This is a genomic window from Enterobacter sp. DTU_2021_1002640_1_SI_PRY_ASU_LCPMC_013 (assembly GCF_032389435.1).
GTDB classification, from domain to species: Bacteria; Pseudomonadota; Gammaproteobacteria; order Enterobacterales; family Enterobacteriaceae; genus Enterobacter; species Enterobacter hormaechei_C.
The window spans coordinates 3,870,027-3,896,894 of the sequence record NZ_CP135594.1; the positions used below are offsets into that span (position 1 = coordinate 3,870,027).

Annotated in this window: 21 protein-coding genes; 5 read left to right on the plus strand and 16 right to left on the minus strand. The window is 56.2% G+C overall.

All coding sequences use genetic code 11. The features are described 5' to 3' along the window. The first annotated feature begins 7 nt into the window (after positions 1–7). The gene (locus RS584_RS18495) at positions 8–1,405 is read left to right on the plus strand and encodes an MFS transporter (protein WP_315748435.1); all 1,398 of its coding nucleotides are present in this window, start codon (positions 8–10) and stop codon (positions 1,403–1,405) included. A gap of 17 nt (positions 1,406–1,422) precedes the next feature. Here RS584_RS18495 and queE read toward each other — a convergent pair whose 3' ends face one another. The 3 genes from queE to RS584_RS18510 are packed head-to-tail and all read right to left on the minus strand — an operon-like array spanning position 1,423 to position 4,415. Beyond that, positions 1,423–2,094 carry a 7-carboxy-7-deazaguanine synthase QueE gene (gene queE / locus RS584_RS18500; RefSeq protein ID WP_006811780.1) on the minus strand — a complete coding sequence of 224 codons (672 nt, stop codon included), beginning with the start codon at positions 2,092–2,094 and terminating at the stop codon, positions 1,423–1,425. Between the two features lie 54 nt (positions 2,095–2,148). Continuing rightward, a complete protein-coding gene (locus RS584_RS18505; protein ID WP_315748436.1) occupies positions 2,149–2,856 on the minus strand; it encodes an N-acetylmannosamine-6-phosphate 2-epimerase in 708 nt (235 codons plus the stop codon). Further along, positions 2,856–4,415: a maltose/glucose-specific PTS transporter subunit IIC gene (locus RS584_RS18510; protein ID WP_017382825.1), complete on the minus strand. Its 1,560-nt coding sequence runs from the start codon at positions 4,413–4,415 to the stop codon at positions 2,856–2,858. Before RS584_RS18510 ends, RS584_RS18505 begins: the two co-directional genes overlap by 1 nt. Before the next feature lie 166 nt (positions 4,416–4,581). Here RS584_RS18510 and RS584_RS18515 point away from each other — a divergent pair, with 166 nt between their 5' ends. Further along, entirely contained in the window at positions 4,582–5,406 is an 825-nt protein-coding gene (locus RS584_RS18515) for a MurR/RpiR family transcriptional regulator (RefSeq protein ID WP_193042445.1), read from the plus strand. Between the two features lie 52 nt (positions 5,407–5,458). Here the strand turns inward: RS584_RS18515 and eno are convergent, their stop codons facing one another. The 5 genes from eno to rlmD all read right to left on the minus strand — a co-directional run bounded on the left by eno (position 5,459) and on the right by rlmD (position 13,141). After that, the gene (eno, locus tag RS584_RS18520) at positions 5,459–6,757 is read right to left on the minus strand and encodes a phosphopyruvate hydratase (RefSeq protein WP_006811784.1); all 1,299 of its coding nucleotides are present in this window, start codon (positions 6,755–6,757) and stop codon (positions 5,459–5,461) included. A gap of 82 nt (positions 6,758–6,839) precedes the next feature. Next, positions 6,840–8,477: a glutamine hydrolyzing CTP synthase gene (pyrG, locus tag RS584_RS18525; protein WP_003862718.1), complete on the minus strand. Its 1,638-nt coding sequence runs from the start codon at positions 8,475–8,477 to the stop codon at positions 6,840–6,842. 223 nt (positions 8,478–8,700) lie between these two features. After that, on the minus strand, positions 8,701–9,492 hold the full coding sequence (gene mazG / locus RS584_RS18530) for a nucleoside triphosphate pyrophosphohydrolase (protein WP_003862720.1): 792 nt from the start codon (positions 9,490–9,492) through the stop codon (positions 8,701–8,703). 67 nt (positions 9,493–9,559) lie between these two features. After that, a complete protein-coding gene (relA, locus tag RS584_RS18535) occupies positions 9,560–11,791 on the minus strand; it encodes a GTP diphosphokinase (protein ID WP_003862722.1) in 2,232 nt (743 codons plus the stop codon). Between the two features lie 51 nt (positions 11,792–11,842). Beyond that, entirely contained in the window at positions 11,843–13,141 is a 1,299-nt protein-coding gene (gene rlmD, locus RS584_RS18540; RefSeq protein WP_219378453.1) for a 23S rRNA (uracil(1939)-C(5))-methyltransferase RlmD, read from the minus strand. Between the two features lie 57 nt (positions 13,142–13,198). Between rlmD and barA the strand changes: the two genes are divergently transcribed. After that, a complete protein-coding gene (barA, locus tag RS584_RS18545; RefSeq protein WP_133983167.1) occupies positions 13,199–15,958 on the plus strand; it encodes a two-component sensor histidine kinase BarA in 2,760 nt (919 codons plus the stop codon). Positions 15,959–16,008: 50 nt separating this feature from the next. On the opposite strand, the gene RS584_RS18550 is transcribed toward barA, so the two are convergent. The 8 genes from RS584_RS18550 to syd form a co-directional block, all read right to left on the minus strand. Further along, positions 16,009–17,154, minus strand: a complete 1,146-nt coding sequence (locus RS584_RS18550) for a glycerate kinase (RefSeq protein WP_039269892.1) — start codon at positions 17,152–17,154, stop codon at positions 16,009–16,011. A gap of 77 nt (positions 17,155–17,231) precedes the next feature. Continuing rightward, entirely contained in the window at positions 17,232–18,569 is a 1,338-nt protein-coding gene (gene gudD / locus RS584_RS18555; RefSeq protein ID WP_032619132.1) for a glucarate dehydratase, read from the minus strand. Between the two features lie 15 nt (positions 18,570–18,584). Beyond that, the gene (locus tag RS584_RS18560) at positions 18,585–19,925 is read right to left on the minus strand and encodes an enolase C-terminal domain-like protein (protein WP_315750011.1); all 1,341 of its coding nucleotides are present in this window, start codon (positions 19,923–19,925) and stop codon (positions 18,585–18,587) included. After that, entirely contained in the window at positions 19,925–21,280 is a 1,356-nt protein-coding gene (gudP, locus tag RS584_RS18565) for a galactarate/glucarate/glycerate transporter GudP (protein ID WP_003862734.1), read from the minus strand. The genes RS584_RS18560 and gudP overlap by 1 nt, the downstream gene beginning before the upstream one ends. A gap of 308 nt (positions 21,281–21,588) precedes the next feature. Further along, positions 21,589–22,038, minus strand: coding sequence for a flavodoxin (locus tag RS584_RS18570; protein ID WP_047734878.1), 450 nt, complete (start codon positions 22,036–22,038; stop codon positions 21,589–21,591). Between the two features lie 15 nt (positions 22,039–22,053). After that, positions 22,054–22,839, minus strand: a complete 786-nt coding sequence (truC, locus tag RS584_RS18575) for a tRNA pseudouridine(65) synthase TruC (protein WP_023295347.1) — start codon at positions 22,837–22,839, stop codon at positions 22,054–22,056. Continuing rightward, entirely contained in the window at positions 22,836–23,165 is a 330-nt protein-coding gene (locus RS584_RS18580; protein WP_315748437.1) for a YqcC family protein, read from the minus strand. The genes truC and RS584_RS18580 overlap by 4 nt, the downstream gene beginning before the upstream one ends. Before the next feature lie 632 nt (positions 23,166–23,797). After that, positions 23,798–24,343, minus strand: coding sequence for a SecY-interacting protein (gene syd / locus RS584_RS18585; RefSeq protein WP_032669304.1), 546 nt, complete (start codon positions 24,341–24,343; stop codon positions 23,798–23,800). 69 nt (positions 24,344–24,412) lie between these two features. Between syd and queF the strand changes: the two genes are divergently transcribed. After that, positions 24,413–25,255, plus strand: a complete 843-nt coding sequence (gene queF / locus RS584_RS18590) for an NADPH-dependent 7-cyano-7-deazaguanine reductase QueF (RefSeq protein WP_032669303.1) — start codon at positions 24,413–24,415, stop codon at positions 25,253–25,255. Between the two features lie 116 nt (positions 25,256–25,371). Then, entirely contained in the window at positions 25,372–26,736 is a 1,365-nt protein-coding gene (ppnN, locus tag RS584_RS18595) for a nucleotide 5'-monophosphate nucleosidase PpnN (protein WP_003862748.1), read from the plus strand. The last annotated feature ends 132 nt before the right edge of the window (positions 26,737–26,868 follow it).

Here is a 26,868-nt window from a genome sequence, read left to right on the forward strand (position 1 = left end):
CTGCACTATGAGTACCGTTTCCCTGACAGGCGCATCCGCCTACGCCGGTAACGATCGGCTGCTGGCGGGTATCGTCATGAGCGTTCTGACATTCTGGCTGTTTGCCCAGTCGGTTATCAACGTGGTTCCGGCCATGCAGAATAGCCTCGATATTGCCCTCGAAACCCTTACGCTGGCCGTCAGCCTGAGCGCGTTGTTCAGCGGCTGTTTTGTCGTCGCCTGCGGTGGGTTTGCCGATAAGTTTGGGCGCATGCGCCTGACCATGATTGGCCTGATCCTGAGCATGATCGGGAGTGGTCTGCTGTTCATTTCATGGGAGCCCATCCTGTTTCTGTTGGGAAGAGCGATACAGGGGCTATCAGCGGCGTGCATCATGCCCGCCACGCTGGCGCTGATTAAGACCTGGTATGAAGGTAAAGCACGCCAGCGCGCAATCAGTTTCTGGGTTATCGGTTCATGGGGCGGGAGTGGCCTGAGCTCGTTTGTGGGAGGTGCCATTGCCACCACGCTGGGCTGGCGCTGGATTTTTATTCTGTCGATGGTGGTGGCTCTGGCCGCGCTATTGCTTATCCGCGCCACGCCGGAAAGCCGCAGCCCTGATGCGTGTCGACACAAACTGGATATCAGCGGCCTGGTGAGTTTTGTCCTTATGCTGGTGCTGTTCAATCTGTTTATCAGCAAAGGACACCGCTGGGGCTGGAGCAGCAGTTTATCGCTTCTTGTACTGTGTGGAGCCGTGATTGCACTGATGTGCTTTATCGTTACCGGGCGGCGGAAAGGCGATGCGGCGCTGATCGATTTCGCCCTGTTTAAAAACCGGGCCTATAGCGCCTCGGTATTCTCAAATTTCCTGCTCAACGGCTGCATTGGCACCATGATGATCGCCAGCATCTGGTTGCAGCAGGGCCATCATCTGTCACCGCTACAGACCGGCATGATGACGCTGGGGTATCTGGTTACCGTACTGGCGATGATCCGGGTGGGTGAAAAACTGCTTCAGCGCTATGGCGCCAGGCTGCCGATGATGACCGGCCCGCTGCTGACCGCAACAGGTATTTCGCTGATTTCATGCACCTTCTTAAGCAAAGAGGTCTACATTGTTACCGTTTTTCTGAGCAATATTTTATTCGGGCTGGGGCTCGGATGTTACGCCACGCCCTCAACGGACACGGCGGTAATGAATGCCCCTGAAAACAAAGTGGGGGTGGCTTCAGGGATCTATAAGATGGGCAGTTCCCTGGGCGGCGCAATGGGGATCGCGGTCACCGCATCGCTGTACGCGCTATGGCTGCCGATGGGAACGGCCAGTGCCGCGCAGTATGCCTTGCTTTTCAACAGTGCGATTTGCCTTGGGTCGGCAGTCGTGACCTGGGCTTTACTGCCAACAACAAAAGCCCCGCGTTAAGCGGGGCCACAAAAGTATCAGGCAATGTTCAGATATTTGTGCGTCTGCATCGACAGCCGCCAGTTGCGGGCGATACAGGTTTCAATGCACAGACGGGTCGCATCGTCTTTCTGGCTGATAGGCTGTAGCGCGATCACGCGCTGCTTTTCGTCCGTCAGCGTCGCCAGCAGTTCATCCAGCGCTTCGATGTCACGCACGCGCCCCACCGGATGTTTGATCTCATCAGCACGCTCAAGCGCCTGCGACAGTACGTCATACCCACCACGCATATTCACTTTCGGTGAAACCGTTACCCACGTTGAATGGGAGCAGCGCACTTCATGGGTGCCGCTGGTTTCGATCTGACAGCTATAGCCGTTCTTCTCGAGCAGTTCGGTGAGCGGCATCAGATCGTGAATGCAGGGTTCCCCACCGGTGATCACCACGTGCCGCGCCGTCCAGCCCTGACGACCAATAATGGCAAGCAGATCTTCCGCGCTGCCCGCGCCCCATTTATCGCTCTCTTTGGTTTTCGCCAGAATGCTGAACAGCGACACTTCCCGATCTGCGAGTTTATCCCACGTATGTTTGGTATCACACCAGGCGCAGCCAACCGGGCATCCCTGTAAACGAATAAAAATAGCGGGAACGCCGGTAAAGTAACCCTCGCCTTGCAGGGTCTGGAACATCTCGTTAATCGGGTACTGCATAGTCAACTCTGTTAAGGGGATAAACGATAAGTATCGCAGATCCCCGTCAGATGATCATGCTCCATCGGTGCTTTGCGCGCCAATTGCCGCCATAAACCGTTCCGTAATTTGCTGCGGTCGGGTGATCGCCCCGCCGACGACAACCGTGTGCGCCCCCAGCGCCAGACACCTGGCCGCGCGTTCAGGCGTATCCACGTTACCTTCGGCAATCACGGGGATCGTGACGGCAGACAGCACCTCTTTCAAAAACGCGCAGTCATTTTCCGGTAGCGAATGGCCCGCGGTCTCCGCCGTATAACCGTAAAGGGTGGTTCCGACGCAATCAAACCCCAGCGCCTGCGCGGCCACAGCCTCCTGCACGGTGGCAATATCCGCCATCAGCAGCAGCGAAGGGTAACGAGCGCGGATCTGCGCGATCAGCATGTCCAGCGATCCGCCACCGGGCCGTTTCCGGGCGGTCGCATCCAGCGCAACGATCTCCGGGGCGACCGCCATCAGCTCATCCACTTCTTTGAGCGTTGCGGTGATGAACACCTCGCTGTCCGGATAGTCTCGTTTGATGATGCCGATTACCGGCAGTGAGACCAGCCCTTTGATAGCCTCAATATCCACCACGCTATTGGCGCGGATCGCAGCGGCACCGCCCTGGGCCGCCGCCAGCGCCATTCGCGACATAATAAACGGGCTGTGCAACGGTTCGTTTTCCAGCGCCTGGCAGGAGACGACCAGTTTTCCTTTCAGGTTATCCAGTACAGTTTTCATTACGATAAGATCTCTTCTACTTCGTTTTTGATAATGGTGACGTGCGGTCCATAGATGACCTGGACACCGTTGCCGCGGACGATTACGCCGCGGGCGCCGGTCGCTTTCAGTGCAGATTCATTGACTTTGCTACCGTCTTTCACCGTGACGCGAAGGCGCGTGGCGCAGCAGTCAACGTCATCCAGATTGTCTTTTCCTCCCAGCCCGGCGATCACCGCCGCGGCGCGCTCGCTTTGCGGCAGGGTAGCCTCGTCAGCCAACGCCTCCTTTTCACGGCCCGGCGTGGCAAAATCAAAACGTTTGATCAGATAGCGGAAGGTACAGTAGTAAAGGAAGAACCACGGTACGCCCACCAGCGGGACGAACATCCAGTTAGTTTTCGCTTCCCCCTGCAAAATGCCGAACAGCACGAAATCAATAAACCCGCCGGAGAATGTTTGTCCGATGGTGATGTGCAGCATGTGCGCGAGCATGAACGCCAGCCCGTCAAACAGCGCATGAATGACGTACAGCACCGGGGCAATAAACAGGAATGAGAACTCTATGGGCTCGGTAATTCCCGTCAGGAATGAGGTTAACGCCGCAGAGAGCAGCAGCCCGGCAACCCGCTTTTTGTTCTCCGGCCTGGCCGTGTGGTACATCGCAAGGCAGGCGCCGAGCAGACCAAACATCATGGTAATAAAGCGCCCGGACATGAAGCGCGACGTGCCCTCATAGAAATGCTGCGTGTTCGGGTCGGCGAGCTGGGCGAAGAAGATCCGCTGCGTGCCCTCAACCAGGTGACCGTTAACAATTTCACTGCCGCCAAGCGCGGTGGTCCAGAACGGAAGATAGAAGATGTGGTGCAAACCAAACGGGCCAAGCATGCGCAGGATGAAGCCGTACAGCAAAGTCCCCAGATAGCCGGTGGCATCCACCAGCCCGCCGAGGCCAAAGATCAGCTTCTGAAAATGCGGCCAGACCACGGTCATCAGCGCGCCGACGAGTATCGCCGCCAGTGAGCTGATAATGGGAACGAAGCGTGAGCCGCCAAAAAAGCCCAGGAATTGCGGAAGCGCGATTTTATTAAACCGATGATGCAGTGCGCAGGTCACCAGCCCAATAACTACCCCACCAAACACGCCCGTTTCAAGCGTCTGAATACCCAGCGTCATGCCCTGCCCTACGGCGCCCGGGTTCTCATGCGCCAGTTTTCCGGTCAGGATCAGCAGCGCATTGATAGTGGCATTCATCACCAGATAAGCGAGCAACGCCGCCAGCCCTGCCGTGCCTTTATCATTTTTCGCCAGCCCAACGGCGACCCCAACAGCAAACAGTACCGACAGGTTTGCAAACACAATCGAGCCTGCGCTGCTCATGATGGTAAAGATGGCCTGTAGCCAGCCAACGTCTAAAAATGGATACGCAGTAAGCGTATTTGGATTCGATAGCGCCCCGCCGATCCCCAGCAACAGACCTGCTGCGGGCAGTATGGCGATGGGTAACATAAAGGATTTGCCGAAGCGCTGCGCTTTTTCAAACCATCCGCCGGAAGACGCTCCGCTGAACATTTGCATCATTTTTTTATCCCCCTGGTTATTGATGAAAATTTTTACCACATATATTTTTAATTGTGAAAATTACCACCAAAAACCAGGACGCCGATCATACTTTTTCGAAATGACTGGCATCTCTCCCCCGCTTTCCGCCACACTAGTTGGCAGAGAAACGCATTAAGGATCTAGCATGTCGGACCATGAAAACCTGCTGCTGAAGCTACGCCAGGAGGCTTCCGGGTACAGCCCAACGCAACAAAAACTGGGGGAGTTTGTCCTCAACGATCCTGCCAGGGTGCTCTACCTGACGATCACCGAGCTGGCGCGTGAAAGCGGCACCAGCGAGGCCAGCGTCACACGCCTTTGCCGCACGCTGGGCTGTAAGGGATATAACGAATTTAAAATGGCGCTTGCGCTGGATATTCAGCAGGGTTTGCCGGAGCGTCAGGCAGGAGATGCGATAGATAACGTGGTGGATGAGTCTGTCCAGGCGCTGCAAGATACCGCAAAACTCCTCGACCGGGCCCAGCTTGAACAGGCGACACTGGCCCTTCATCTGGCGCAGTCAGTGCAAATTTACGGAGTGGCAGCCAGCGCAATTCTGGGGGAGTATTTGCATTACAAGCTGCTGCGACTCGGCAAACCTGCACAGCTGTTTAGCGATATGCATCGCGCCGCCATGAATGCGACGACGCTCTCGAAAGAGACGCTGGTGGTGGCCATCTCAAGTTCCGGCTCTACACGGGATCTGCTTCACGTGGTGAAACTCGCACGCAAGCGGGGCGTTAAGGTACTGGCGCTCAGCAATACGCCTCGCAGCCCGCTGGCCTCCCTGAGCGATTTACAGCTGGTTGCAGCTAAGCCAGAGGGACCGCTGAGCGCGGGTGCGCTCAACGCCAAGGTTGGCGTGATGCTGCTGGTTGAACTGCTAACCACTTCCCTTATTGCAGTAGACAGCCATTACGGTGACGTCAGTCAGCAAACGGCAAGCGCCACGTTGCCGCTTCTGCTATAGAAAACAAAAAACCCGCCGAAGCGGGTTTTTTCATAAGAACGAAGGTTCGGGCTTATGCCTGGCCTTTGATCTCTTTACGACCGTTGTAAGGTGCTTTTTCGCCCAGCGCTTCTTCGATACGAATCAGCTGGTTGTATTTAGCAACACGGTCAGAACGGCTCATAGAACCGGTTTTGATCTGGCCAGCAGCGGTACCAACAGCCAGGTCAGCGATGGTAGCGTCTTCAGTTTCGCCAGAACGGTGAGAGATAACCGCGGTGTAGCCAGCGTCTTTCGCCATTTTGATCGCAGCCAGCGTTTCGGTCAGAGAACCGATCTGGTTGAATTTGATCAGGATGGAGTTAACGATGCCTTTCTCGATGCCTTCTTTCAGGATCTTGGTGTTGGTTACGAACAGATCGTCACCAACCAGCTGGATTTTGTCGCCCAGTACTTTGGTCTGGTATGCGAAACCATCCCAGTCAGACTCGTCCAGACCGTCTTCGATAGACACGATTGGGTACTGTTTGGTCAGGTCTTCCAGGAAGTGGGTGAACTCTTCAGAGGTGAACGCTTTGTTGCCTTCGCCAGCCAGAACGTATTTACCGTCTTTGTAGAATTCAGACGCTGCACAGTCCATCGCCAGGGTGATGTCTTTGCCCAGCTCGTAGCCTGCTGCTTTAACCGCTTCAGCGATAACAGCCAGTGCTTCTGCGTTAGAACCCAGGTTTGGCGCGTAGCCGCCTTCGTCACCCACAGCCGTGTTCATGCCTTTAGCTTTCAGAACTTTAGCCAGGTTGTGGAACACTTCAGAACCCATACGTACCGCTTCTTTCAGGGTTTTCGCGCCAACTGGCTGAATCATGAATTCCTGAATATCAACGTTGTTGTCTGCGTGCTCACCACCGTTGATGATGTTCATCATTGGTACAGGCATGGAGTATTTGCCTGGGGTGCCGTTCAGTTCAGCGATGTGCTCGAACAGTGGCATGCCTTTAGCTGCCGCTGCCGCTTTGGCGTTCGCCAGGGAAACCGCCAGGATTGCGTTCGCACCGAAGTTAGATTTGTTTTCAGTACCGTCCAGATCGATCATGATCTTGTCGATGCCAGCCTGATCTTTAGCATCTTTGCCAACGATAGCCTGAGCAATAGGACCGTTAACAGCGCCAACCGCTTTCAGTACGCCTTTGCCCATGAAACGGGATTTGTCGCCATCACGCAGTTCCAGCGCTTCGCGGGAACCTGTAGAAGCACCTGATGGAGCCGCTGCCATACCGACGAAACCACCTTCCAGATGAACTTCAGCTTCAACGGTCGGGTTACCACGGGAGTCGATGATTTCACGACCGATGACTTTAACGATTTTGGACATTAGATTTTCCTCAGTACAAGTTAAACTAAAACTCCAGACAAACAACGCGTACCAAAGGTACGCGTTGCCGTTCTAACTTTTTTTACTTCGCCTGACGCTTCTGGTACTCGCTGGCGGCTTTCACGAAGCCTGCAAACAGCGGATGCCCGTCACGCGGCGTTGAAGTAAATTCCGGGTGGAATTGGCAGGCCACGAACCACGGATGGTTAGGCACTTCGATGATCTCGACTAACTGATCATCCCCGGAACGGCCCGCAACACGCAGACCCGCAGCTTCAATTTGTTTCAACAACATGTTGTTGACTTCATAGCGGTGACGATGGCGCTCGGTGATGACCGGCTCGCCGTACAGCTTGCGTACCACGCTATCGTCGGACAGCTGGCAGGCCTGTGCGCCAAGACGCATGGTGCCACCCAGATCGCTCTTCTCGGTACGGACTTCGACGTTACCGTCTTCGTCGCGCCATTCCGTAATCAGCGCCACAACAGGGTACTTACAGTCTGGCACAAATTCCGTAGAGTTCGCGTTTTCCATTCCCGCTACGTTGCGCGCAAATTCAATCAGCGCAACCTGCATACCCAGGCAGATACCGAGGTATGGAATATTGTTTTCACGCGCATAGCGTGCAGTGGCGATCTTGCCTTCAACACCACGGTAGCCGAAGCCGCCAGGGATGAGAATCGCATCCAGATCTTTAAGAATTTCAACGCCGCGCGTCTCCACATCCTGCGAATCAATCAGCTTGATGTTCACAGAGACGCGATTCTTCAGACCACCGTGTTTCAGCGCTTCGATAACTGACTTATAGGCATCTGGCAGTTCGATGTACTTGCCGACCATACCGATAGTCACTTCGCCGCCCGGATTGGCTTCTTCGTAAATCACCTGCTCCCATTCAGACAGGTTAGCTTCCGGACAGTTCAAGCTGAATCGTTTACAAATATAATCGTCCAGACCCTGTGATTTCAACAGGCCCGGGATTTTATAAATGGAATCGACATCTTTCATTGAAATAACGGCTTTTTCAGGCACGTTACAGAACAATGCAATTTTCGCGCGTTCGTTCGCCGGAATCGCGCGATCGGAACGGCAAACCAGGATGTCAGGCTGAATACCGATGGAGAGTAGCTCTTTAACAGAGTGCTGAGTCGGTTTGGTTTTCACTTCACCTGCTGCCGCCATGTAAGGCACCAGCGTCAGGTGCATGAACAGCGCGTGCTCACGACCAATATCTACCGCCAGCTGACGAATCGCTTCGAGGAACGGCAGGGATTCGATATCCCCTACGGTACCGCCGATTTCAACCAGCACAACGTCATGCCCTTCGCCACCGGCAAGGACACGCTCTTTAATGGCGTTAGTGATGTGTGGGATGACCTGCACGGTCGCGCCCAGGTAGTCACCACGGCGCTCTTTACGCAGAACGTCAGAGTAGATACGGCCAGTCGTAAAGTTGTTACGACGGGTCATTTTGGTACGGATGAAACGCTCGTAGTGGCCAAGATCCAGATCGGTTTCAGCGCCGTCTTCAGTAACGAACACTTCCCCGTGTTGGGTTGGGCTCATGGTGCCAGGATCGACGTTGATGTACGGATCCAGTTTCATCATGGTCACATTGAGGCCACGGGCTTCAAGAATGGCTGCGAGGGAGGCTGCGGCAATGCCTTTACCCAGAGAGGATACGACCCCGCCGGTCACAAAAATATAGTTCGTTGTCATGCTGAACCTGAGAAGTTAGGGTGAAACGATGGAATAACCAGGACGGGAAAGTAGTATACCCGAACACGACGAGCGCCACAAACTTTCATTCTCCGTCTCCACTCCAGGCCATGACAAACATAAGGAGTGAGAAAATAGCCCCTTTTGGGTAAATGTTTTTGACGCAAATCAAGCGCTTGTCATTTAAAAAATCACACAAATTGCGCTTGATCGCAAAATCTCGTTAGAGATCATGTTCCTGGCGTTTTACTTCCTGCCAGACTTCTTCCATCGCGTCGAGGTCAATCCCGCTCATTTCCAGGCCGCGCGAGGCCACAATCCGCTCAACTTCGCGAAAGCGTCGTTCGAATTTAATGTTCGCTTTTTGCAGGGCGGTTTCCGCTTTTACACCGAGGTGGCGCGAAAGGTTGACGGTCGCAAACAGCAGATCGCCCATCTCCTCTTCCAGCTTTGCTTCATCCACAACGGCCTGCTGCGCTTCATGCATCACTTCGTCGATCTCTTCGTGCACTTTTTCCAGCACCGGGCCGAGAGAGGTCCAGTCAAACCCTACCGCCGAGCAGCGCTTTTGAATTTTGTGCGCGCGCATCAGCGCGGGAAGGTTCAGGGGAATGTCGTCCAGCGCCGAGTGCTGGGATTTTTCAGCGCGTTCGGCGCTTTTGATCTGCTCCCAGCGCGCCAGCACTTCCGCACTGTTGCCTGCGGAGGCATCGCCAAAAATATGCGGATGACGACGCTCCAGCTTGTCGCTGATAGCGGCGCAGATATCGTCAAAGTTAAAGCGCCCCTCTTCCTGCGCCATCTGCGCGTAGAACACAACCTGAAACAGCAGGTCGCCCAGCTCACCGCGCAGGTCGTCGAAATCTTCGCGCGAAATCGCGTCCAGCACTTCGTAGGTCTCTTCCAGCGTGTAAGGCGCAATGGTGGCGAAAGTCTGCTCTTTATCCCACGGGCAGCCGTTTTCCGGGTCGCGCAGGCGTTTCATGATGCCAAGCAGGCGGTCGATTTGAGTCATAACAGATTCCATTAAATGCCTGAGCCGGGTGGCGGCGTTGCCTTACCCGGCCTACAGAAGAGGATGTTTAGCCGCCGTGCAGACGACGCGCGTCAATCACATCCGGCACCTGGTTCAGTTTGCCGAGTACGCGGCCCAGCACCTGAAGGTTATAGATTTCGATAGTCATATCGATGGTGGCAAGCTGCTCGCGGGTATCGCTGCGGCTGGCAACGCCCAGCACGTTGACCTTCTCGTTGGCGAGAATGGTGGTGATGTCGCGCAGCAGGCCGCTGCGGTCGTTGGCAGTGACGCGCACCACCAGCGAGTAACCCGCCGAGTAGCTCTCCCCCCAGACGGCTTCCACGATACGTTCCGGCGCATGCGATTGCAGCTCTGCAAGCTGATCGCAGTCGGAGCGGTGAATCGAGATCCCACGCCCCTGGGTGATAAAGCCGACAATATCGTCTCCCGGGATCGGCTGGCAGCAGCGGGCAATATGGTGCATGAGGTTACCCACCCCTTCAACCACCACGCGGCCATTGTCCTTGCTGCGCTGCTGCGGAGCGTAGGTTTTCTGCTGGAGCTGTTTCAGCGCCGCCGCATCCTGCTCCGCTGCGCTTGGCTTGTTGAACTGCGCTTGCAGGAAGTTCACCATCTGGTTCAGGCGGATATCGCCGCCACCAATCGCCGCTAACAGTTCGTCGAGCTCGTTGAAGTTGTAGCGCGGCAGCAGGAATTTCTCCGCCTCTTTCAGGCTTATCCCGATATGTTCCAGCTCGTCGTCCAGGATCTGACGACCGGCAAGGATGTTCTTGTCACGATCCTGCTTGCGGAACCAGGCGTGGATTTTAGAGCGCCCACGGCTGGTGGTAACGTAACCGAGGTTCGGATTCAGCCAGTCGCGGCTTGGGTTTGGCTGCTTCTGGGTGATGATTTCAATCTGATCGCCCATCTGGAGCTGGTAGGTAAACGGTACGATACGTCCGCCGATCTTCGCCCCGATGCAACGGTGTCCCACATCGCTGTGGATGTGGTAGGCGAAATCGAGCGGCGTGGAGCCTGCCGGCAAATCAACAACATCCCCTTTCGGGGTAAAGACGTAGACGCGATCGTCGAAGACCTGACTGCGCACTTCGTCGAGCATTTCGCCGGAGTCGGCCATCTCTTCCTGCCACGCAATCAGCTTACGCAGCCAGGCGATACGGTCCTCGTGACCGGAGCGACCGCCGCCGGAGGTACCCTCTTTGTATTTCCAGTGCGCCGCCACGCCCAGCTCGGCGTCTTCGTGCATCTGTTTGGTACGGATCTGAATTTCCACCGTTTTGCCGCCAGGGCCGAGCACCACGGTATGAATAGACTGATAGCCGTTTGGTTTGGGGTTGGCGACGTAGTCATCGAACTCATCCGGCAGATGGCGGAAGTGAGTATGCACTATCCCCAGCGCGGCATAGCAGTCCTGGAGACGCTCCGCCACGATACGTACGGCGCGCACGTCAAACAGCTCGTCAAAGGCGAGATGTTTCTTCTGCATTTTGCGCCAGATGCTGTAGATGTGCTTTGGACGCCCGTAGACCTCGGCGCGCACATTCTCCTCTTTCATCGACTGGCGCAGCCCGCTGACAAATTCCTCGATATAGTGCTCGCGGTCAATGCGGCGTTCGTGCAGCAATTTTGCAATGCGTTTGTATTCCGCCGGATGCAGATAGCGGAAGCAGTAATCTTCCAGCTCCCACTTCAGTTGCCCGATACCGAGACGGTTCGCCAGCGGCGCATAGATATTCGTACACTCTTTAGCGGCCAGGACGCGCTCGTCTTCCGGCGCATCCTTCACTTCACGCAGATGGGCAACCCGTTCGGCCAGCTTGATCACCACGCAGCGGAAATCATCTACCATCGCCAGCAGCATGCGACGGACGTTATCCACCTGCTCGGAAGAGACAGAGTCCGTTTGCGCGGCTTTAAGCTGACGAATGGCTGCCATGTCACGCACGCCGTGGATAAGCGCCACGACGGACTGGCCGACGCTTTCACGCAGGACGTCTTCCGTCACCACGTCGGCGTCCGCCAGGGGGAACAGCAGTGCGGCCTGTAGCGTTTCGATATCCATGTTCAGCATGGAGAGAATTTCAACCATCTCCACGCCGCGCCACAACAGCAGTTCAGCGTCCGGATGCCCCTGCGTTGTGCGTAAACAATAGGCCCAGGTTTCGGTTAAGCGTTCACACGACTGCTGGCTGGAAATCCCCAGACTTGCGATCCATTTTTGAGGGTCAAACTCACCAGCTTTATTTAAATGTGCACTTCTTACCGCAACCATCGTCCTCTCCTTTAGGGACAAGGGCCTGTCGAAGTCGACAAGCCAAACTCATTAGATGTGCTCGAACAACACCATCGATTCCAGATGACCAGTGTGCGGGAACATGTCCAGCATTGCCAGACGTCGAATCTGGTAACCCCCGCTCAATAATGCTTCGCTGTCACGGGCAAGCGTCGCCGGGTTACAGGAAACATAGACCACGCGTTCAGGCGCGAGTTTAATTATATGCTGCATCACGCCCGGCGCACCTGCGCGCGCCGGGTCGAGCAGGATCTTATCAAAGCCCTGCTTAGCCCACGGTTGCTGAGTAACATCATCCTCAAGATTTTGATGAAAGAATGTCACATTTTGCAAGCCGTTCTGTTGGGCGTTTTCCTGGCCTTTCACCACCAGCGCCTCAACGCCTTCCACCCCGACCACGCTTGCTGCTTTGCGGGCCAGCGGCAGGGTAAAGTTCCCCATACCGCAGAACAGATCGAGCACCCGGTCAGTGGGCTGTACGTCCAGCCACGCCAGCGCGTTCGCCACCATCTGCTGGTTCACGCCGTCGTTAACCTGGATAAAATCCCGCGGGCTGAACGTTAAGCGTAGCCCGTCTGACGCATACCAGGGCGCTTCTCCGCTGACCTGCTCAAGTATCTCGCTTTGCGGCGCGAGGAAAAGCGCAAGCTCATGAGAATGCGAAAAGCGTTCCAGTTTTTCGCGATCCGCCTTTGACAGCGGCGCGGTGTGGCGCAGTACCATCAGCGGGCCACTGTTGGCCAGCACCAGTTCGACATGGCCCAGCGAACGCACGCCATCCAGCGATGCAAGACAGTGGTGCACGTCCGGGAGCAACGCCTCAAGATGGGGCACCAAAACAGGGCACTGCGTGACAGAGACGATATCGCTGGAGCCGGCTTTGCGAAAACCCATCTCCAGCCGCTCGGTTTTGGACTGGTAGCTGAGGCTCAGGCGAGCGCGGCGACGGTAGCCCCAGGGCCGATCGGCAATGATGTCATTCACGTCGTGTCCGACCAGGCGGGCCAGCGCGCTGCTTTTACTTTTTTGCTGTAATTCTGTGCTGGCATGCTGTTGCTGGCAGCCACCGCAGACGCCAAAATGGGGGCAGCGAGGCATCACGCGCTCCGGGCTATCATTAAGACGGCGCTTGACCTGACCGCGCGCATACTGACGTTTGTCTTCCGTCAGCGTAATATCTGCGCGTTCTCCTGGCAGCAAACCTGTGATAAACAGTGTCTTACCCTTGTGACGCGCCACCCCCTGTCCAAAAGGATCGAGGTCCGTGGCTTCAACAGTTATGATCTGACGCGTCGTCACGCGTCGTTTTGCAGAGTAGAATTGCGCCATCGCCGAGATTGTTCTCAAATAAACATAATTAGCCTGATTGTCCCATAACGGAACTCCATGACCAACTACAGCCTGCGCGCGCGCATGATGATTTTGATCCTCGCTCCTACCGTTCTCATCGGTTTGCTGCTGAGCATTTTCTTTGTGGTGCATCGCTATAACGATTTGCAGAGACAGCTTGAAGATGCCGGGGCCAGCATTATCGAACCGCTGGCCGTCTCCAGCGAGTACGGTATGAACCTGCAAAACCGTGAATCCATTGGTCAGTTAATCAGCGTGCTGCACCGCCGTCATTCAGAGATTGTGCGCGCCATTTCCGTTTACGATGAGCATAACCGTCTGTTCGTCACCTCGAATTTCCATCTGGATCCCACGTCGCTGAAAATCCCGGATGGTACCCCCTTCCCGCGTCATCTTACGGTGTTGCGGCGCGGCGATATCATGATCCTGCGCACGCCGATTATCTCCGAAAGCTATTCACCCGATGAATCCGCCCAGTCCGATGCGAAGTCCAGCAATAATATGCTGGGATATGTGGCGCTGGAGCTGGATCTCAAGTCGGTGCGGCTCCAGCAGTACAAAGAAATATTCATCTCCGGCGTGATGATGCTGTTCTGTATCGGCATCGCGCTGATCTTCGGCTGGCGGCTGATGCGCGACGTCACGGGGCCTATCCGCAACATGGTGAATACCGTTGACCGCATCCGCCGGGGTCAGCTCGACAGCCGCGTGGAAGGCTTTATGCTCGGCGAGCTGGATATGTTGAAAAACGGCATCAACTCAATGGCGATGTCGCTGGCGGCTTATCACGAAGAGATGCAGCACAACGTTGACCAGGCCACCTCTGACCTGCGCGAAACGCTGGAGCAGATGGAGATCCAGAACGTGGAGCTGGATCTGGCGAAAAAACGTGCGCAGGAGGCGGCACGTATTAAGTCTGAGTTCCTGGCGAACATGTCGCACGAGCTGCGCACGCCGCTGAACGGGGTGATTGGCTTCACCCGTCTGACGCTCAAAAGCGAGCTGAACCCGACCCAGCGTGACCATCTGCATACCATTGAACGCTCAGCCAACAACCTGCTGACCATTATTAACGACGTACTGGACTTCTCGAAGCTGGAAGCGGGCAAGCTGATTCTGGAGAGTATTCCCTTCCCGCTGCGCAGCACGCTGGATGACGTGGTCACGCTTCTTGCCCACTCATCGCATGATAAAGGTCTGGAACTGACGCTCAATATTAAAAATGATGTGCCGGATAACGTCATTGGCGACCCGCTGCGCCTGCAACAGGTCATTACCAATCTGGTGGGCAACGCGATTAAGTTCACCGAGAGCGGCAACATCGATATTCTGGTCGAAAAAAGGGCGCTCAGTAATAACAAAGTCCAGATTGAAGTGCAGATCCGGGATACCGGAATTGGTATTCCGGAGCGCGATCAGACGCGTCTGTTCCAGGCTTTCCGCCAGGCCGATGCGAGCATTTCCCGTCGTCACGGCGGAACGGGCCTGGGGCTGGTGATCACCCAAAAGCTGGTGAAAGAGATGGGAGGCGATATCTCCTTCCACAGCCAGCCTAACCGGGGCTCAACCTTCTGGTTCCATATCAACCTTGATCTTAACCCGAACGTGCAGACCGACGGCCCGGTCACCGGCTGCCTGAAAGGGATGCGTCTGGCCTATGTGGAACCGAATGCCGCGGCGGCGCAGTGTACGCTGGATGTATTAAGCAGCACGCCGCTGGAGGTCATCTACAGCCCGACCTTCTCCGCGCTGGCGAACGATCATTACGATATCCTGTTGTTGGGGATTCCGGTGACGTTTACCGGAGAACTGACCATGCAGCAGGAACGCCTGGCGAAGGCGGCCTCAATGACGGACTACCTGCTGCTGGCGCTGCCGTGCCACGCCCAAATCAACGCCGAAGAGCTGAAAAACGACGGAGCGGCGGCGTGTCTGCTGAAACCCCTCACCGCCACACGACTGTTACCTGCGTTGACCGAATATTGCCGTCTGACGCATCAGTCCCTGCCGCTGGAAAACGACGAACATAAGCTGCCGATGACGGTGATGGCCGTGGACGACAACCCGGCGAACCTGAAGCTGATTGGCGTGCTGCTTGAGGATCAGGTTCAGCATGTTGAGCTGTGTACCAGCGGCGCCGAAGCCGTGGAACAAGCCAAACAGATGCAGTTCGACCTGATCCTGATGGATATTCAGATGCCGGGCATGGACGGCATCCGCGCCTGCGAGTTGATTCGCCAGCTTCCGCACCAGCAGCAGACGCCGGTGATTGCCGTGACGGCGCACGCGATGGCGGGGCAAAAGGAGAAACTGCTGGGTGCGGGCATGAACGATTATCTGGCGAAACCGATCGACGAAGAGAAGCTGCACAGCCTGCTGCTGCGCTACAAGCCGGGGCACATTGGCGGGACATACACCATTACAGCTGAATCGCCGGAGATCAGCATTAACCAGAATGCCACGTTTGACTGGCAACTGGCGCTGCGCCAGGCGGCGGGCAAACCCGATCTGGCCCGCGATATGCTGCAAATGCTGGTGGACTTCCTGCCTGAGATCCGTAACAAGGTTGAAGAACAGCTGGTGGGTGAAAACCCCGAAGGACTGCTGGAAGCCATTCATAAACTGCATGGCAGCTGCGGCTACAGCGGCGTACCGCGGTTGAAAAATCTCTGCCAGTTGCTTGAACAGCAGCTCCGCGCGGGTACGCCAGAATCCGATCTCGAACCGGAGTTCCTGGAGCTGCTGGACGAGATGGACAACGTGACGCGGGAAGCAATGAAGGTGTTGGGGAGCTAAGACCAAAGCCCGGTGGCGCTTCGCTTACCGGGCCTACAGGAGCACGAACGTTAACGCGACATCCCCTGCCCCATCTTTATCACCGCCGCAATATTCCTTGCGGCCAACTGTACATTCTGTTGCGCATTTTCCAGCGCATCCTCCAGCGAGCAGATGGTGTAGATCACGCTGAATACGGCATCCAGTCCATGCTCATGCACCACGCCAACATCCGCCGTCAGGCTGCCGGCAATGCCGATAACTGGCTTGTTATAGCGTTTCGCGACTCTCGCCACGCCAACGGGCACTTTGCCGTGGATCGTCTGGCTGTCGATACGCCCTTCGCCCGTGATCACCAGATCGGCGTCCGCGACCTGTTCATCAAGATGCAGGGCATCGGTGACAATCTCAATCCCCTGACGGAGCTGTGCGCCGCAAAATGCATACAGCGCCGCCCCCATTCCGCCAGCCGCACCGCCGCCCGCCAGGTTTAAGACGTCAATATCCAGATCCCGGGCGATAATTTTTGCGTAATGCGCCAGCGCGTTGTCCAGCGTCCTGACCATCTCCGGTGTCGCCCCTTTCTGCGGACCAAATACCGCAGAAGCGCCAGCTTCGCCGATCAGGGGGTTGGTCACATCGCAGGCCACTTCAATTCGACAGTCTGCCAGCCGCTTATCCAGCCCGCTAAGATCGATATGCGCAAGGCTTGCCAGTTCGCCGCCGCCCGGCCCTACGGGCTGCGCTTTCGCATCCAGCAGTTTTACGCCCAGCGCCTGCACCATGCCTGCGCCACCGTCATTGGTCGCGCTGCCTCCAATGCCAATAATGATATGCTTAACGCCCGCATCCAGCGCATGGCGGATCAGTTCCCCGGTTCCCCAGGAGGTGGTGATTAACGGGTTACGCTTTGCCGGAGCAACAAGCTCCAGACCGCTCGCTGCCGCCATCTCGATAAAGGCGCTTTTCCCGTCTCCGGATAACCCGAAAAACCCTTCCACGCGTTCACCCAAAGGCCCGGTAACGGGAACATGGACAAGACGCCCATGCGTGGCTGCCACCATCGCTTCCACCGTCCCTTCGCCACCATCGGCAACCGGTAATTTGACATAGTCCGCTGACGGGAAAATGTCGCGAAAACCGACCTCTATCGCTGTCGCCACCTCCAGCGCGCTCAAGCTTTCCTTATACGAGTCCGGAGCGATAACAATTTTCATAAGCCATCCTTACGCATGTTAGTTACGTTAAGCATACACCACGTAAGGGACCACTCATGGGAGCGGTCCCAATGCGCTTATCGTACCATGCACGGACGTTTATTGTCGAATGTCCACTCTGGGATCAGGTATTGCATCGCCAGCGCGTCATCACGCGCCCCCAGGCCGTGTTTCTGGTATAGCTCATGCGCTTTCATGACCTGGTCCATATCCAGCTCAACGCCCAGACCCGGCGTAGCAGGAACCTGCACCATACCGCCTTTGATTTCAAACGGCTGTTTGGTCAGGCGCTGGTTGCCCTCCTGCCAGATCCAGTGGGTGTCGATGGCGGTAATGTTGCCCGGCGCGGCAGCCGCCACGTGGGTGAACATCGCCAGCGAAATGTCGAAGTGGTTGTTGGAGTGCGAGCCCCAGGTCAGGCCGAACTCATGGCACATCTGCGCCACGCGAACCGAGCCCTGCATCGTCCAGAAGTGCGGGTCTGCCAGCGGAATGTCCACCGATTGCAGCGAGAGCGTGTGCCCCATCTGACGCCAGTCGGTCGCGATCATGTTGGTGGCGGTTGGCAGCCCGGTGGCGCGACGGAACTCCGCCATCACTTCACGTCCGGAGAACCCCTGTTCTGCACCGCACGGATCTTCCGCATAGGCCAGCACGCCTTTAAGCTGCTTACCGATTTTTATCGCCTCATCAAGCGACCAGGCACCGTTCGGATCCAGCGTGACGCGCGCCTGCGGGAAGCGCTTCGCCAGCGCGGCGATCGCCTCTGCTTCTTCTTCACCCGCCAGTACACCGCCTTTCAGCTTGAAGTCATTAAAGCCATATTTTTCATACGCGGCTTCCGCCAGGCGCACCACCGCGTCCGGGGTCATCGCTTCATCGTGACGCACACGATACCAGTCGCATTTTTCGTCCGGCTGGCTCTGGTACGGCAGCGGGGTGAGTTTGCGGTTGCCGATAAAGAACAGGTAGCCGAGCATTTCCACTTCGCTGCGCTGTTGGCCGTCGCCCAGCAGGGAGGCGACATTGACGCCAAGATGCTGGCCCAGCAGATCCAGCATCGCGGCTTCAATGCCCGTGACCACATGGATAGTGGTGCGCAGATCAAACGTTTGCAGACCACGGCCACCCGCATCACGATCGGCAAAGGTCGTACGCACGCGAGTCAGCACATTTTTGTACTCGCCCAGCGTTTTACCCACCACCAGCGGAATGGCGTCCTCCAGCGTTTTACGGATCTTCTCCCCGCCCGGGATTTCACCGACACCGGTATGCCCTGAGTTGTCCTTGATCACCACAATATTACGGGTGAAGAACGGCGCATGGGCGCCGCTCAGGTTCATCAGCATGCTGTCATGTCCCGCGACAGGAATGATCTGCATGGAGGTGACTACAGGGGTAGAAAATGTGCTCATCGTTCGATCCTTTTATCAGTGACGTCCAAATACAGGGCGCTTACGGTCAAATGTCCAGCCGGGGATAAGGTACTGCATCGGGCCTGCGTCGTTGCGCGCGCCGCCCGGCAGTTTTTTATACGCTTCATGCGCCTTGTGGATCTGATCCCAGTCAAGCTCTACGCCCAGCCCCGGCGCATCCGGTACGGCAATTGTGCCGTTTTTGATTTCAAGTGGATTTTTGGTCAGGCGCGCTTCGCCTTCCTGCCAGATCCAGTGCGTATCGATGGCGGTCGGGTTGCCCGGCGCCGCCGCGCCAACGTGGGTAAACATCGCCAGCGAAATGTCGAAATGGTTATTGGAGTGGCAGCCCCAGGTGAGCCCCCAGTCATCGCACAGCTGCGCCACGCGCACCGCGCCGGAAAGGGTCCAGAAGTGCGGGTCCGCCAGTGGTATGTCCACCGCATTCAGCATCACCGCATGGCCCATTTCACGCCAGTTGGTGGCGATCATGTTGGTCGCAACCGGCAGCCCGGTAGCGCGGCGGAATTCGGCCATCACCTCGCGGCCAGAAAATCCCTGCTCGGCGCCGCACGGATCTTCCGCGTAGGTCAGCACGTCGCCCAGCCCTTTGCACAGCGTGATAGCTTCATCCAGCAGCCAGGCGCCGTTCGGATCGACGGTGATGCGTGCCTCCGGGAAGCGTTTTTTCAACGCGCGCACGCTGTCAATCTCCTGCTCGCCGGGCAGAACGCCGCCTTTCAGCTTGAAGTCTTTGAAGCCGTAGCGATCCTGCGCCGCCTCTGCAAGGCGTGCCACCGCCTCGCCAGAGAGCGCCTCCTGATGACGCAGGTGATACCACTCGTGGCTGCCCGGCGAGCGTTCCAGATACGGCAGATCGGTTTTCGTCCGGTCGCCAACGTAGAACAGATAGCCCAGCACCGTTACCGCATTACGCTGTTTGCCTGGCCCCAGCAGTTCGCAGACCGGCACGTTCAGCGCCTTGCCCAGTAAATCGAGGAGAGCCGCCTCCAGCGCCGCCACCGCGTTAACGCGCAGTTCAAACGTCCAGGCGCCTTTGCCGAAGGTATCAAAATCCGCCGACTGGTTACCCTTATGCACCCGCTGAACCACCTTGTTCAGGCGGGCGACCTCCTGCCCAACCACCTGCGGGATGGCGTCGACCAGCGTCTGGTAAATCACCTCTCCGCCAGGCGCTTCACCGACGCCGGTATTCCCTGCGCTGTCGGTCAGCACCACAATGTTGCGGGTGAACCAGGCGTTATGCGCGCCACCAATGTTGAGCAGCATGCTGTCCTGCCCCGCCACCGGAATGACCTTCATCTCCGTCACGATCGGGCTTGATTGCGTTGTCATCATCCGCGCTCCCCAACAGGTTTCAGTTCGATTCGTTTGATGTCACCCACCAGCACCAGATAACTGAGTACCGCCACCAGCGCATGGACGCCTACATAAATCAGCGCGCCGTTGAAGGAGCCAGTGGTGCCGACGATGTAACCGATAGCGATTGGGGTGACAATGCCGGAAATGTTGCCAAACATGTTGAACAGACCACCGCTCAGGCCGCTGATCTCTTTCGGCGCGGTATCTGCCATCACCGCCCAGCCCAGTGCGCCAATGCCTTTACCGAAGAAGGCCATCGCCATAAAGCCGATAATCATCCACTCCGCGCTGACGTAGTTACAGAACACCATGGTCATGGAGAGCAGCATGCCGAGTACGATTGGCGTTTTACGCGCAATATTCAGCGAACCGGTACGACGCATCAGCCAGTCGGAGATGACCCCGCCAAGCACCCCACCCACGAAGCCGCAGATGGCCGGGACGGAGGCGACAAACCCCGCCTTCAGAATCGACATCCCGCGCGCCTGTACCAGGTAAACCGGGAACCAGGTGATAAAGAAGTAAGTTAAGGCGTTAATGCAGTACTGGCCGAGATAGATACCGATCATCATCCGTGAGCCGACGAGCTGTTTGATCTGCCCCCATTTCTGGCTGAACGGAACTTTAGCTTTCTGGGTTTTCTGATCCATGTTGATCAGCGCCCCACCTTCAGCAATGTAGTCCAGCTCTTTCTTGTTCACGCCCGGATGCTGGTTTGGTTCGTGGATCACTTTCAGCCAGATGAAGCTGATGACGATCCCCAGCCCGCCCATGAAGAAGAAGACGTGCGACCAGCCCACTTCGTGCGTCAGCCAGCCCATGATTGGCGCGAAAATAACCGTCGCAAAGTATTGCGCCGAGTTAAAGATGGCTACCGCCGTTCCCCTCTCCTGCGCCGGGAACCAGGCGGCCACAATACGGCTGTTGCCAGGGAATGATGGCGCTTCCGCTAAGCCCACCAGGAAGCGGAGGGTAAAGAGCGCAATGATAATGCCGAAGCCGCTGAAGATATCCACGAAGCCCTGTAACAGGGTAAACATCGACCAGATGAAAATGGACCAGAAATAGACCCGTTTTGAACCAAAGCGGTCCAGCAGCCAGCCGCCAGGGATTTGGCCGATTACGTAGGCCCATGAAAATGCGGAGAAAACATAACCCATACCTACCGGATCAAGTCCGATGTCCTTTGCCATCTCAGAGCCGGCAATGGATAACGTGGCACGGTCGCCGTAGTTGAAAGAGGTGACGATAAACAGCATCACCACTATCCAGTAGCGGGCGTTGGTGCGCTTCTCAGCGCTGCTCGCCGCGTGGCTTAATGTACTCATTGTTGCACTCCTGAAACATAGCTTTCGCCTGGTTCATTCTGTACAGCACCTGTAGGGTAATCAGAATGAGAGATTTGTGTTTGGTTTTGGTACGGCCAGAAGCCGTTTTATAGTGACGGGAAAAGTATATGAAGGAGTGCCTCTTCACCTCACCGTGCAAAAACACAGTATTGAAGGGCGTGAGGGAGGTTGTTTAGGGCATAAGCCCAGAGGAGTGGAAGGTGGTTCACGGAAATGGCGTTTGGGGCGGGGTGTAATGCCGGGTGGCGGCTACGCCTGACCCGGCCTGGCATTGGTATAGCGCAGGGTTATTTAAGCAGCGTTGCCCAGTGCTCGACCCACGGGTTTGACTCGCTTTCTGGCTCAGGGTGTTCACCCGCATCAATCAGCAACATCTCTCCGACGCGCTGAGCGCTCTGTTCCTGCAACAGCGCGTCGAACTGTTTACCGCCGCCGCAGAAATTAGCGTAAGAGCTATCGCCGAGGGCGATGATGCCATAGTGAACATCTGGCTGATAGCCGAGCTGGTCTTTAATGCCCTGGAAAAGCGGGACGATGCTGTCCGGCAGATCGCCCTGCCCGGTGGTGGAGGTCACCACCAGAATGTATTTATCTTTATACTTTTCCCAGTCCGCCAGCTCCGGATCTTCATAGACCGTTGCTTTATGGCCCCGGTTTACGAGGATTGCTTCCGCTTCCTCCGCCACCAGCAGCGAGTTGCCGTACATCGTGCCGACAAAAATGCCTACTTCAGCCATGCTTTGCTCCCGTAATTATTGCGCTTGCTGTTCATCCTGAACGTTGCCTGCGGCAAACTCAACCCTTTCATTTTCGGGGAGTTGTCCCAGCCAGCCAAACTGTGACAACGCCTGCATCCAGACCTCGTCCAGCCCCGCGCGAATAGTCAGCGGTTCGCCGGTAAACGGGTGCGTCAGGCGTAGCTCGCTGGCGTGCAGCATCAGCCGGTTACAGCCAAAGTGCTCGGCCGCGCTGCGGTTCTGGCGCAGATCGCCGTGCTTGCTGTCGCCGATAATCGGGTGGCGCAGATGTGCAAGGTGGCGGCGAAGCTGGTGCTTGCGCCCGGTTTTGGGCAAAAGCTCAACCAGACTGTATCGCGTGGTCGGAAATTTGCTGGTCGCCACCGGCAGTTCTGTGGTCGCCATACCGCGATAGTCGGTCACCGCAGGCTGCGGGCCTTTATCTTCGCGGGCAAATTTATCGGCGATTTTATCCAGTTCCTCCACCAGCGGATAATCAAGCGTGGCGGAATCCGTCAGCCAGCCACGCACGATGGCGTGGTAGCGCTTTTGCATCTGGTGGTGCTCAAACTGCTGCGAAAGCAGTCGACCCGCCTCACTGGAAAGCCCCATCAGCAGAACGCCAGAGGTTGGCCGATCCAGACGATGGGCAGTAAAGACGTGCTGACCGATCTGATCGCGCACGGTTTGCATGACCACGACTTTCTCATCGCGATCGAGCCAGCTACGGTGCACCAGCCAGCCGGACGGTTTATTCACCGCCACTAACCACTCATCCTGATAAAGGATCTCAAGCGTCATGCATCGTCACCGGAGAAAAGCGCATCCAGCTTTTCCAGCTCCACCAGCATCATGGCACGCGCCGGGTGGGTCGCTTCCAGCGCCATTTCGTAATAGGGAGAGACGGCAAAAGACGCGGGCAACGCGTGGCCACCTTCCAGCAGCGCGTGCATACGCGGAATTAAAACCCACTGGAGCCACTCGAAGGGGGCCAGCGTATCCAGACAAAACGGTTGGGTGCTGGCGAACGCGTCTGGCTGCGGCGCATTATCCTGCCACAGCTGATGCTGGCGCATAAGGGCTTCGATGGCGTGCAACTGCGCACGAACGCTGTCGTGATGCGTCATAGTAACCTCAACTGAAAAACGGAATGGCGCGAAGCATAGCATTGCGGAAGACAGAAATAAAAAAAGGGAGCACTGTAAAAACAGTGCTCCCGGTTCGTTTCGCAGCATTCCAGCTACAATACGTGCTCCCTGCTCATCCGTGACAACTTTTCCTGATGCCCGAAGGCCTGGTCATCCCTTTACCTTTTGCTTCCTGCTCACATCGTCCTGATGTGTAGGTTTCATCCTGAAACGTCCTGGCCATCCTGACCCACCGACCATCCTGACCGGCTCTCGTTCTCCTTCCTGGAGGTGTCCCTTACGCATCCTGCGTGATCCACTTTGCTTCATCCTGAAGCCTTCCTGCGGCGTCATCCTGACGTGTCCCTGGTAAGAAACGCCATCATCCTGATGTTCGTTTCTCGTGTCGGCATCCTGTCGACACAGATAGAATCCGCTATTCTGCTTCGTCTTACAACCCACCTTGTAAGCAATGTAAGCCAGGCGAAACGGGGGATTTCCTTTCAGAAAAACACTAACCTGTTGAAAGAAAAGTTAATATTAATCTGAAATTCCTAAGGCAACGCTAACTGTTTCGGCGATGTCTCACAGAGCGTGTAAGAGATCTCTCACACGTCCAGTAGCATCATGGATTACAGAAGCGGCTCAATTTGGGTAAGAAAATCCGCAAGTGAAGGCGCGAGAACGTCGCGATTGCGGGTGCCGAGCGTCTCTTTGATGACCTCACCAGACAGGTTGCAGACAGAAATGACGTCCAGTTCACTGTCGAGTGTCGCAATAAAAAGAGTCGGAGAGAGCTTAAGGCGTTTTTGCGTGACCAGGTGACCAATGAGGTTTTCCTGAACGCGTTGCAGATCGTCTTCGCTCCAGGTTTGCAGCAGCGTCAACGGCTGTCCTGCAAAACATGCAGTCATATCCCCGGCAAACTGCGTGGTATAAAATGCATGAAGCGCAGGTTGTATCACAATGTCCATCGCGCGTTCAACCGCATTTACATTCTGCTCGCCCGTGAACGGTTTCGGTTGCCAGATAACGTAATCATCCTGCGAAGCGATAATGCACGGTGACGGCACGCCATATAAGTCAGTACTTTGCGGCCACGTCCCCCGCTTTTCATGCCAGGCATCGCAATAGCGGGTCGTGAAGGACGTCAGGGCATTTGCAGTTTCGATATCCACCGATTTCTCTCTTCTTGTAAGACAGGATAAACTCAGCCCATAAGTGTACCTGTAAAGTGGCTATGAAACATGTCTTACGAAAATCATCAGGCGTTAACGGGCTTAACGCTGGGTAAATCGACCGATTACCGCGACACCTACGATGCAAGCCTGTTGCAGGGCGTGCCGCGCAGTCTGAACCGCGATCCGCTCGGGCTGCACGCTGACGCGCTGCCGTTTGTCGGCGGCGACATCTGGACGCTGTACGAACTCTCCTGGCTGAATGCGCGCGGTCTGCCGCAGGTGGCCGTGGGCCACGTCGAGCTGGATTACGCCAGCGTAAACCTGGTCGAATCCAAGAGCTTTAAGCTCTATCTCAACAGCTTTAACCAGACCAAATTCAACAGCTGGGACGAGGTACAACAGACGCTTGAACGTGATTTAAGCGCGTGCGCGCAGGGCAACGTAACCGTCTCGTTATACCGTCTGCATGAGCTGGAAGGACAGCCCATTGCCCATTTCCACGGCACCTGCATCGACGATCAGGACATTGAGGTGGAAAGCTATGAATTTAGCACCGACTACCTGGAAAACGCGGCGGGCGGAAAAGTGGTCAGCGAGACGCTGGTCAGCCATCTGCTGAAATCCAACTGCCTTATCACCCATCAGCCGGACTGGGGCTCGGTACAGATCCAGTACCGCGGCCCGCAGATTGACCGTGAAAAGCTGCTGCGTTACCTGGTGTCATTCCGTCATCACAACGAATTTCACGAGCAGTGCGTGGAGCGCATCTTCAACGACATCCAGCGTTTCTGCCAGCCCGAAAAGCTGAGCGTTTATGCCCGCTACACCCGTCGCGGCGGTTTGGATATCAATCCGTGGCGCACCAATACCGATTTTGTGCCTGCCACCGGACGGCTGGTGCGCCAGTAAGATAAATATTTTCACAATATGCGGGCGGTATTCCGCCCGAAGTGTTGTGAAACGTCATAAGCCAGGGCTATTGTAATCAACAGGGAAAGACGATAATCGTCCCATAAGGAGCTCACTTGATTACACATATTAGCCCGCTTGGCTCTATGGATATGTTGTCGCAGCTGGAAGTGGACATGCTTAAACGCACCGCCAGTAGCGACCTTTATCAACTGTTTCGTAACTGTTCACTTGCCGTACTGAACTCCGGAAGCCTGACCGACAACAGTAAAGAGCTGCTGTCCCGCTTCGAAAGTTTTGATATCAACGTGCTGCGCCGCGAGCGCGGGGTGAAGCTGGAAGTGATCAACCCGCCGGAAGACGCTTTTGTCGACGGGCGTATTATTCGCTCACTTCAGGCCAACCTGTTTGCCGTGCTGCGCGACATTCTGTTTGTTAACGGACAGATCAGCAACGCCGGACGTTTCCAGCATCTTGACCTGGAAAGTTCCGTTCATATCACTAACCTGGTCTTCTCTATTCTGCGTAACGCCCGCGCCCTGCACGTGGGCGAAGCGCCGAACATGGTCGTCTGCTGGGGTGGTCACTCTATTAACGAAACCGAATACCTGTATGCCCGCCGCGTGGGGACGCAGCTCGGCCTGCGCGAACTGAATATCTGTACCGGTTGCGGTCCTGGCGCGATGGAAGCACCAATGAAAGGCGCGGCAGTAGGTCACGCGCAGCAACGCTATAAAGAAGGCCGTTTTATCGGCATGACCGAGCCGTCGATCATCGCCGCTGAGCCGCCTAACCCGCTGGTTAACGAACTGATTATTATGCCGGATATCGAAAAACGTCTTGAGGCGTTTGTCCGTATCGCGCACGGCATTATTATCTTCCCGGGCGGCGTAGGTACGGCGGAAGAGCTGCTTTATCTGCTCGGGATCCTGATGAACCCGGCCAACAAAGATCAGGTTCTGCCGCTGATCCTGACCGGCCCGAAAGAGAGCGCCGACTACTTCCGCGTGCTGGACGAGTTTATCGTGCATACGCTGGGCGAAGACGCGCGCCGTCACTACCGCATTATTATTGACGATGCCGCAGAAGTGGCCCGTCAGATGAAAAAAGCAATGCCGCTGGTGAAAGAGAATCGTCGTGATACCGGGGATGCCTACAGCTTTAACTGGTCCATCCGTATCGCACCGGATCTTCAGATCCCCTTCGAGCCGTCGCATGAGAACATGGCGAACCTCAAACTCTATCCGGATCAGCCGGTGGAAGTGCTGGCTGCCGACCTGCGTCGCGCCTTCTCTGGCATCGTGGCGGGGAACGTGAAAGAGGTGGGGATACGCGCAATTGAAGAGTTTGGCCCGTATAAGATCCACGGTGATCCGGAGATGATGCGCCGCATGGATGATATGTTGCAGGGCTTTGTCGCTCAGCACCGCATGAAGCTTCCAGGCTCTGCCTATATTCCGTGTTACGAAATCATCAAGTAAAGCGACATTCCTCTCCTCTCAAGCCGGATCGTCATCCGGCTTTTTTATTCGTGTTGCAATTCATAGCGATCTTCAATGTTATTAACAAATCTGACGCCTGCGCAAACGATTACCTCGTTTTTGAAACCGTAA

Excerpts from the sequence above, each read along its gene's own strand:
- relA (WP_003862722.1), bottom strand. The coding sequence starts at position 11,791 with ATGGTTGCGGTAAGAAGTGCACATTTAAATAAAGCTGGTGAGTTTGAC.
- RS584_RS18570 (WP_047734878.1), bottom strand. The coding sequence starts at position 22,038 with ATGGCTGAAGTAGGCATTTTTGTCGGCACGATGTACGGCAACTCGCTG.
- RS584_RS18550 (WP_039269892.1), bottom strand. The coding sequence starts at position 17,154 with ATGAAAATTGTTATCGCTCCGGACTCGTATAAGGAAAGCTTGAGCGCG.
- truC (WP_023295347.1), bottom strand. The coding sequence starts at position 22,839 with ATGACGCTTGAGATCCTTTATCAGGATGAGTGGTTAGTGGCGGTGAAT.
- gudD (WP_032619132.1), bottom strand. The coding sequence starts at position 18,569 with ATGAGCACATTTTCTACCCCTGTAGTCACCTCCATGCAGATCATTCCT.
- queF (WP_032669303.1), top strand. The coding sequence starts at position 24,413 with ATGTCTTACGAAAATCATCAGGCGTTAACGGGCTTAACGCTGGGTAAA.
- gudP (WP_003862734.1), bottom strand. The coding sequence starts at position 21,280 with ATGAGTACATTAAGCCACGCGGCGAGCAGCGCTGAGAAGCGCACCAAC.
- RS584_RS18560 (WP_315750011.1), bottom strand. The coding sequence starts at position 19,925 with ATGACAACGCAATCAAGCCCGATCGTGACGGAGATGAAGGTCATTCCG.
- RS584_RS18510 (WP_017382825.1), bottom strand. The coding sequence starts at position 4,415 with ATGATGCAAATGTTCAGCGGAGCGTCTTCCGGCGGATGGTTTGAAAAA.
- barA (WP_133983167.1), top strand. The coding sequence starts at position 13,199 with ATGACCAACTACAGCCTGCGCGCGCGCATGATGATTTTGATCCTCGCT.
- pyrG (WP_003862718.1), bottom strand. The coding sequence starts at position 8,477 with ATGACAACGAACTATATTTTTGTGACCGGCGGGGTCGTATCCTCTCTG.
- eno (WP_006811784.1), bottom strand. The coding sequence starts at position 6,757 with ATGTCCAAAATCGTTAAAGTCATCGGTCGTGAAATCATCGACTCCCGT.
- RS584_RS18580 (WP_315748437.1), bottom strand. The coding sequence starts at position 23,165 with ATGACGCATCACGACAGCGTTCGTGCGCAGTTGCACGCCATCGAAGCC.
- RS584_RS18515 (WP_193042445.1), top strand. The coding sequence starts at position 4,582 with ATGTCGGACCATGAAAACCTGCTGCTGAAGCTACGCCAGGAGGCTTCC.
- rlmD (WP_219378453.1), bottom strand. The coding sequence starts at position 13,141 with ATGGCGCAATTCTACTCTGCAAAACGACGCGTGACGACGCGTCAGATC.
- RS584_RS18505 (WP_315748436.1), bottom strand. The coding sequence starts at position 2,856 with ATGAAAACTGTACTGGATAACCTGAAAGGAAAACTGGTCGTCTCCTGC.
- queE (WP_006811780.1), bottom strand. The coding sequence starts at position 2,094 with ATGCAGTACCCGATTAACGAGATGTTCCAGACCCTGCAAGGCGAGGGT.
- RS584_RS18495 (WP_315748435.1), top strand. The coding sequence starts at position 8 with ATGAGTACCGTTTCCCTGACAGGCGCATCCGCCTACGCCGGTAACGAT.
- mazG (WP_003862720.1), bottom strand. The coding sequence starts at position 9,492 with ATGACTCAAATCGACCGCCTGCTTGGCATCATGAAACGCCTGCGCGAC.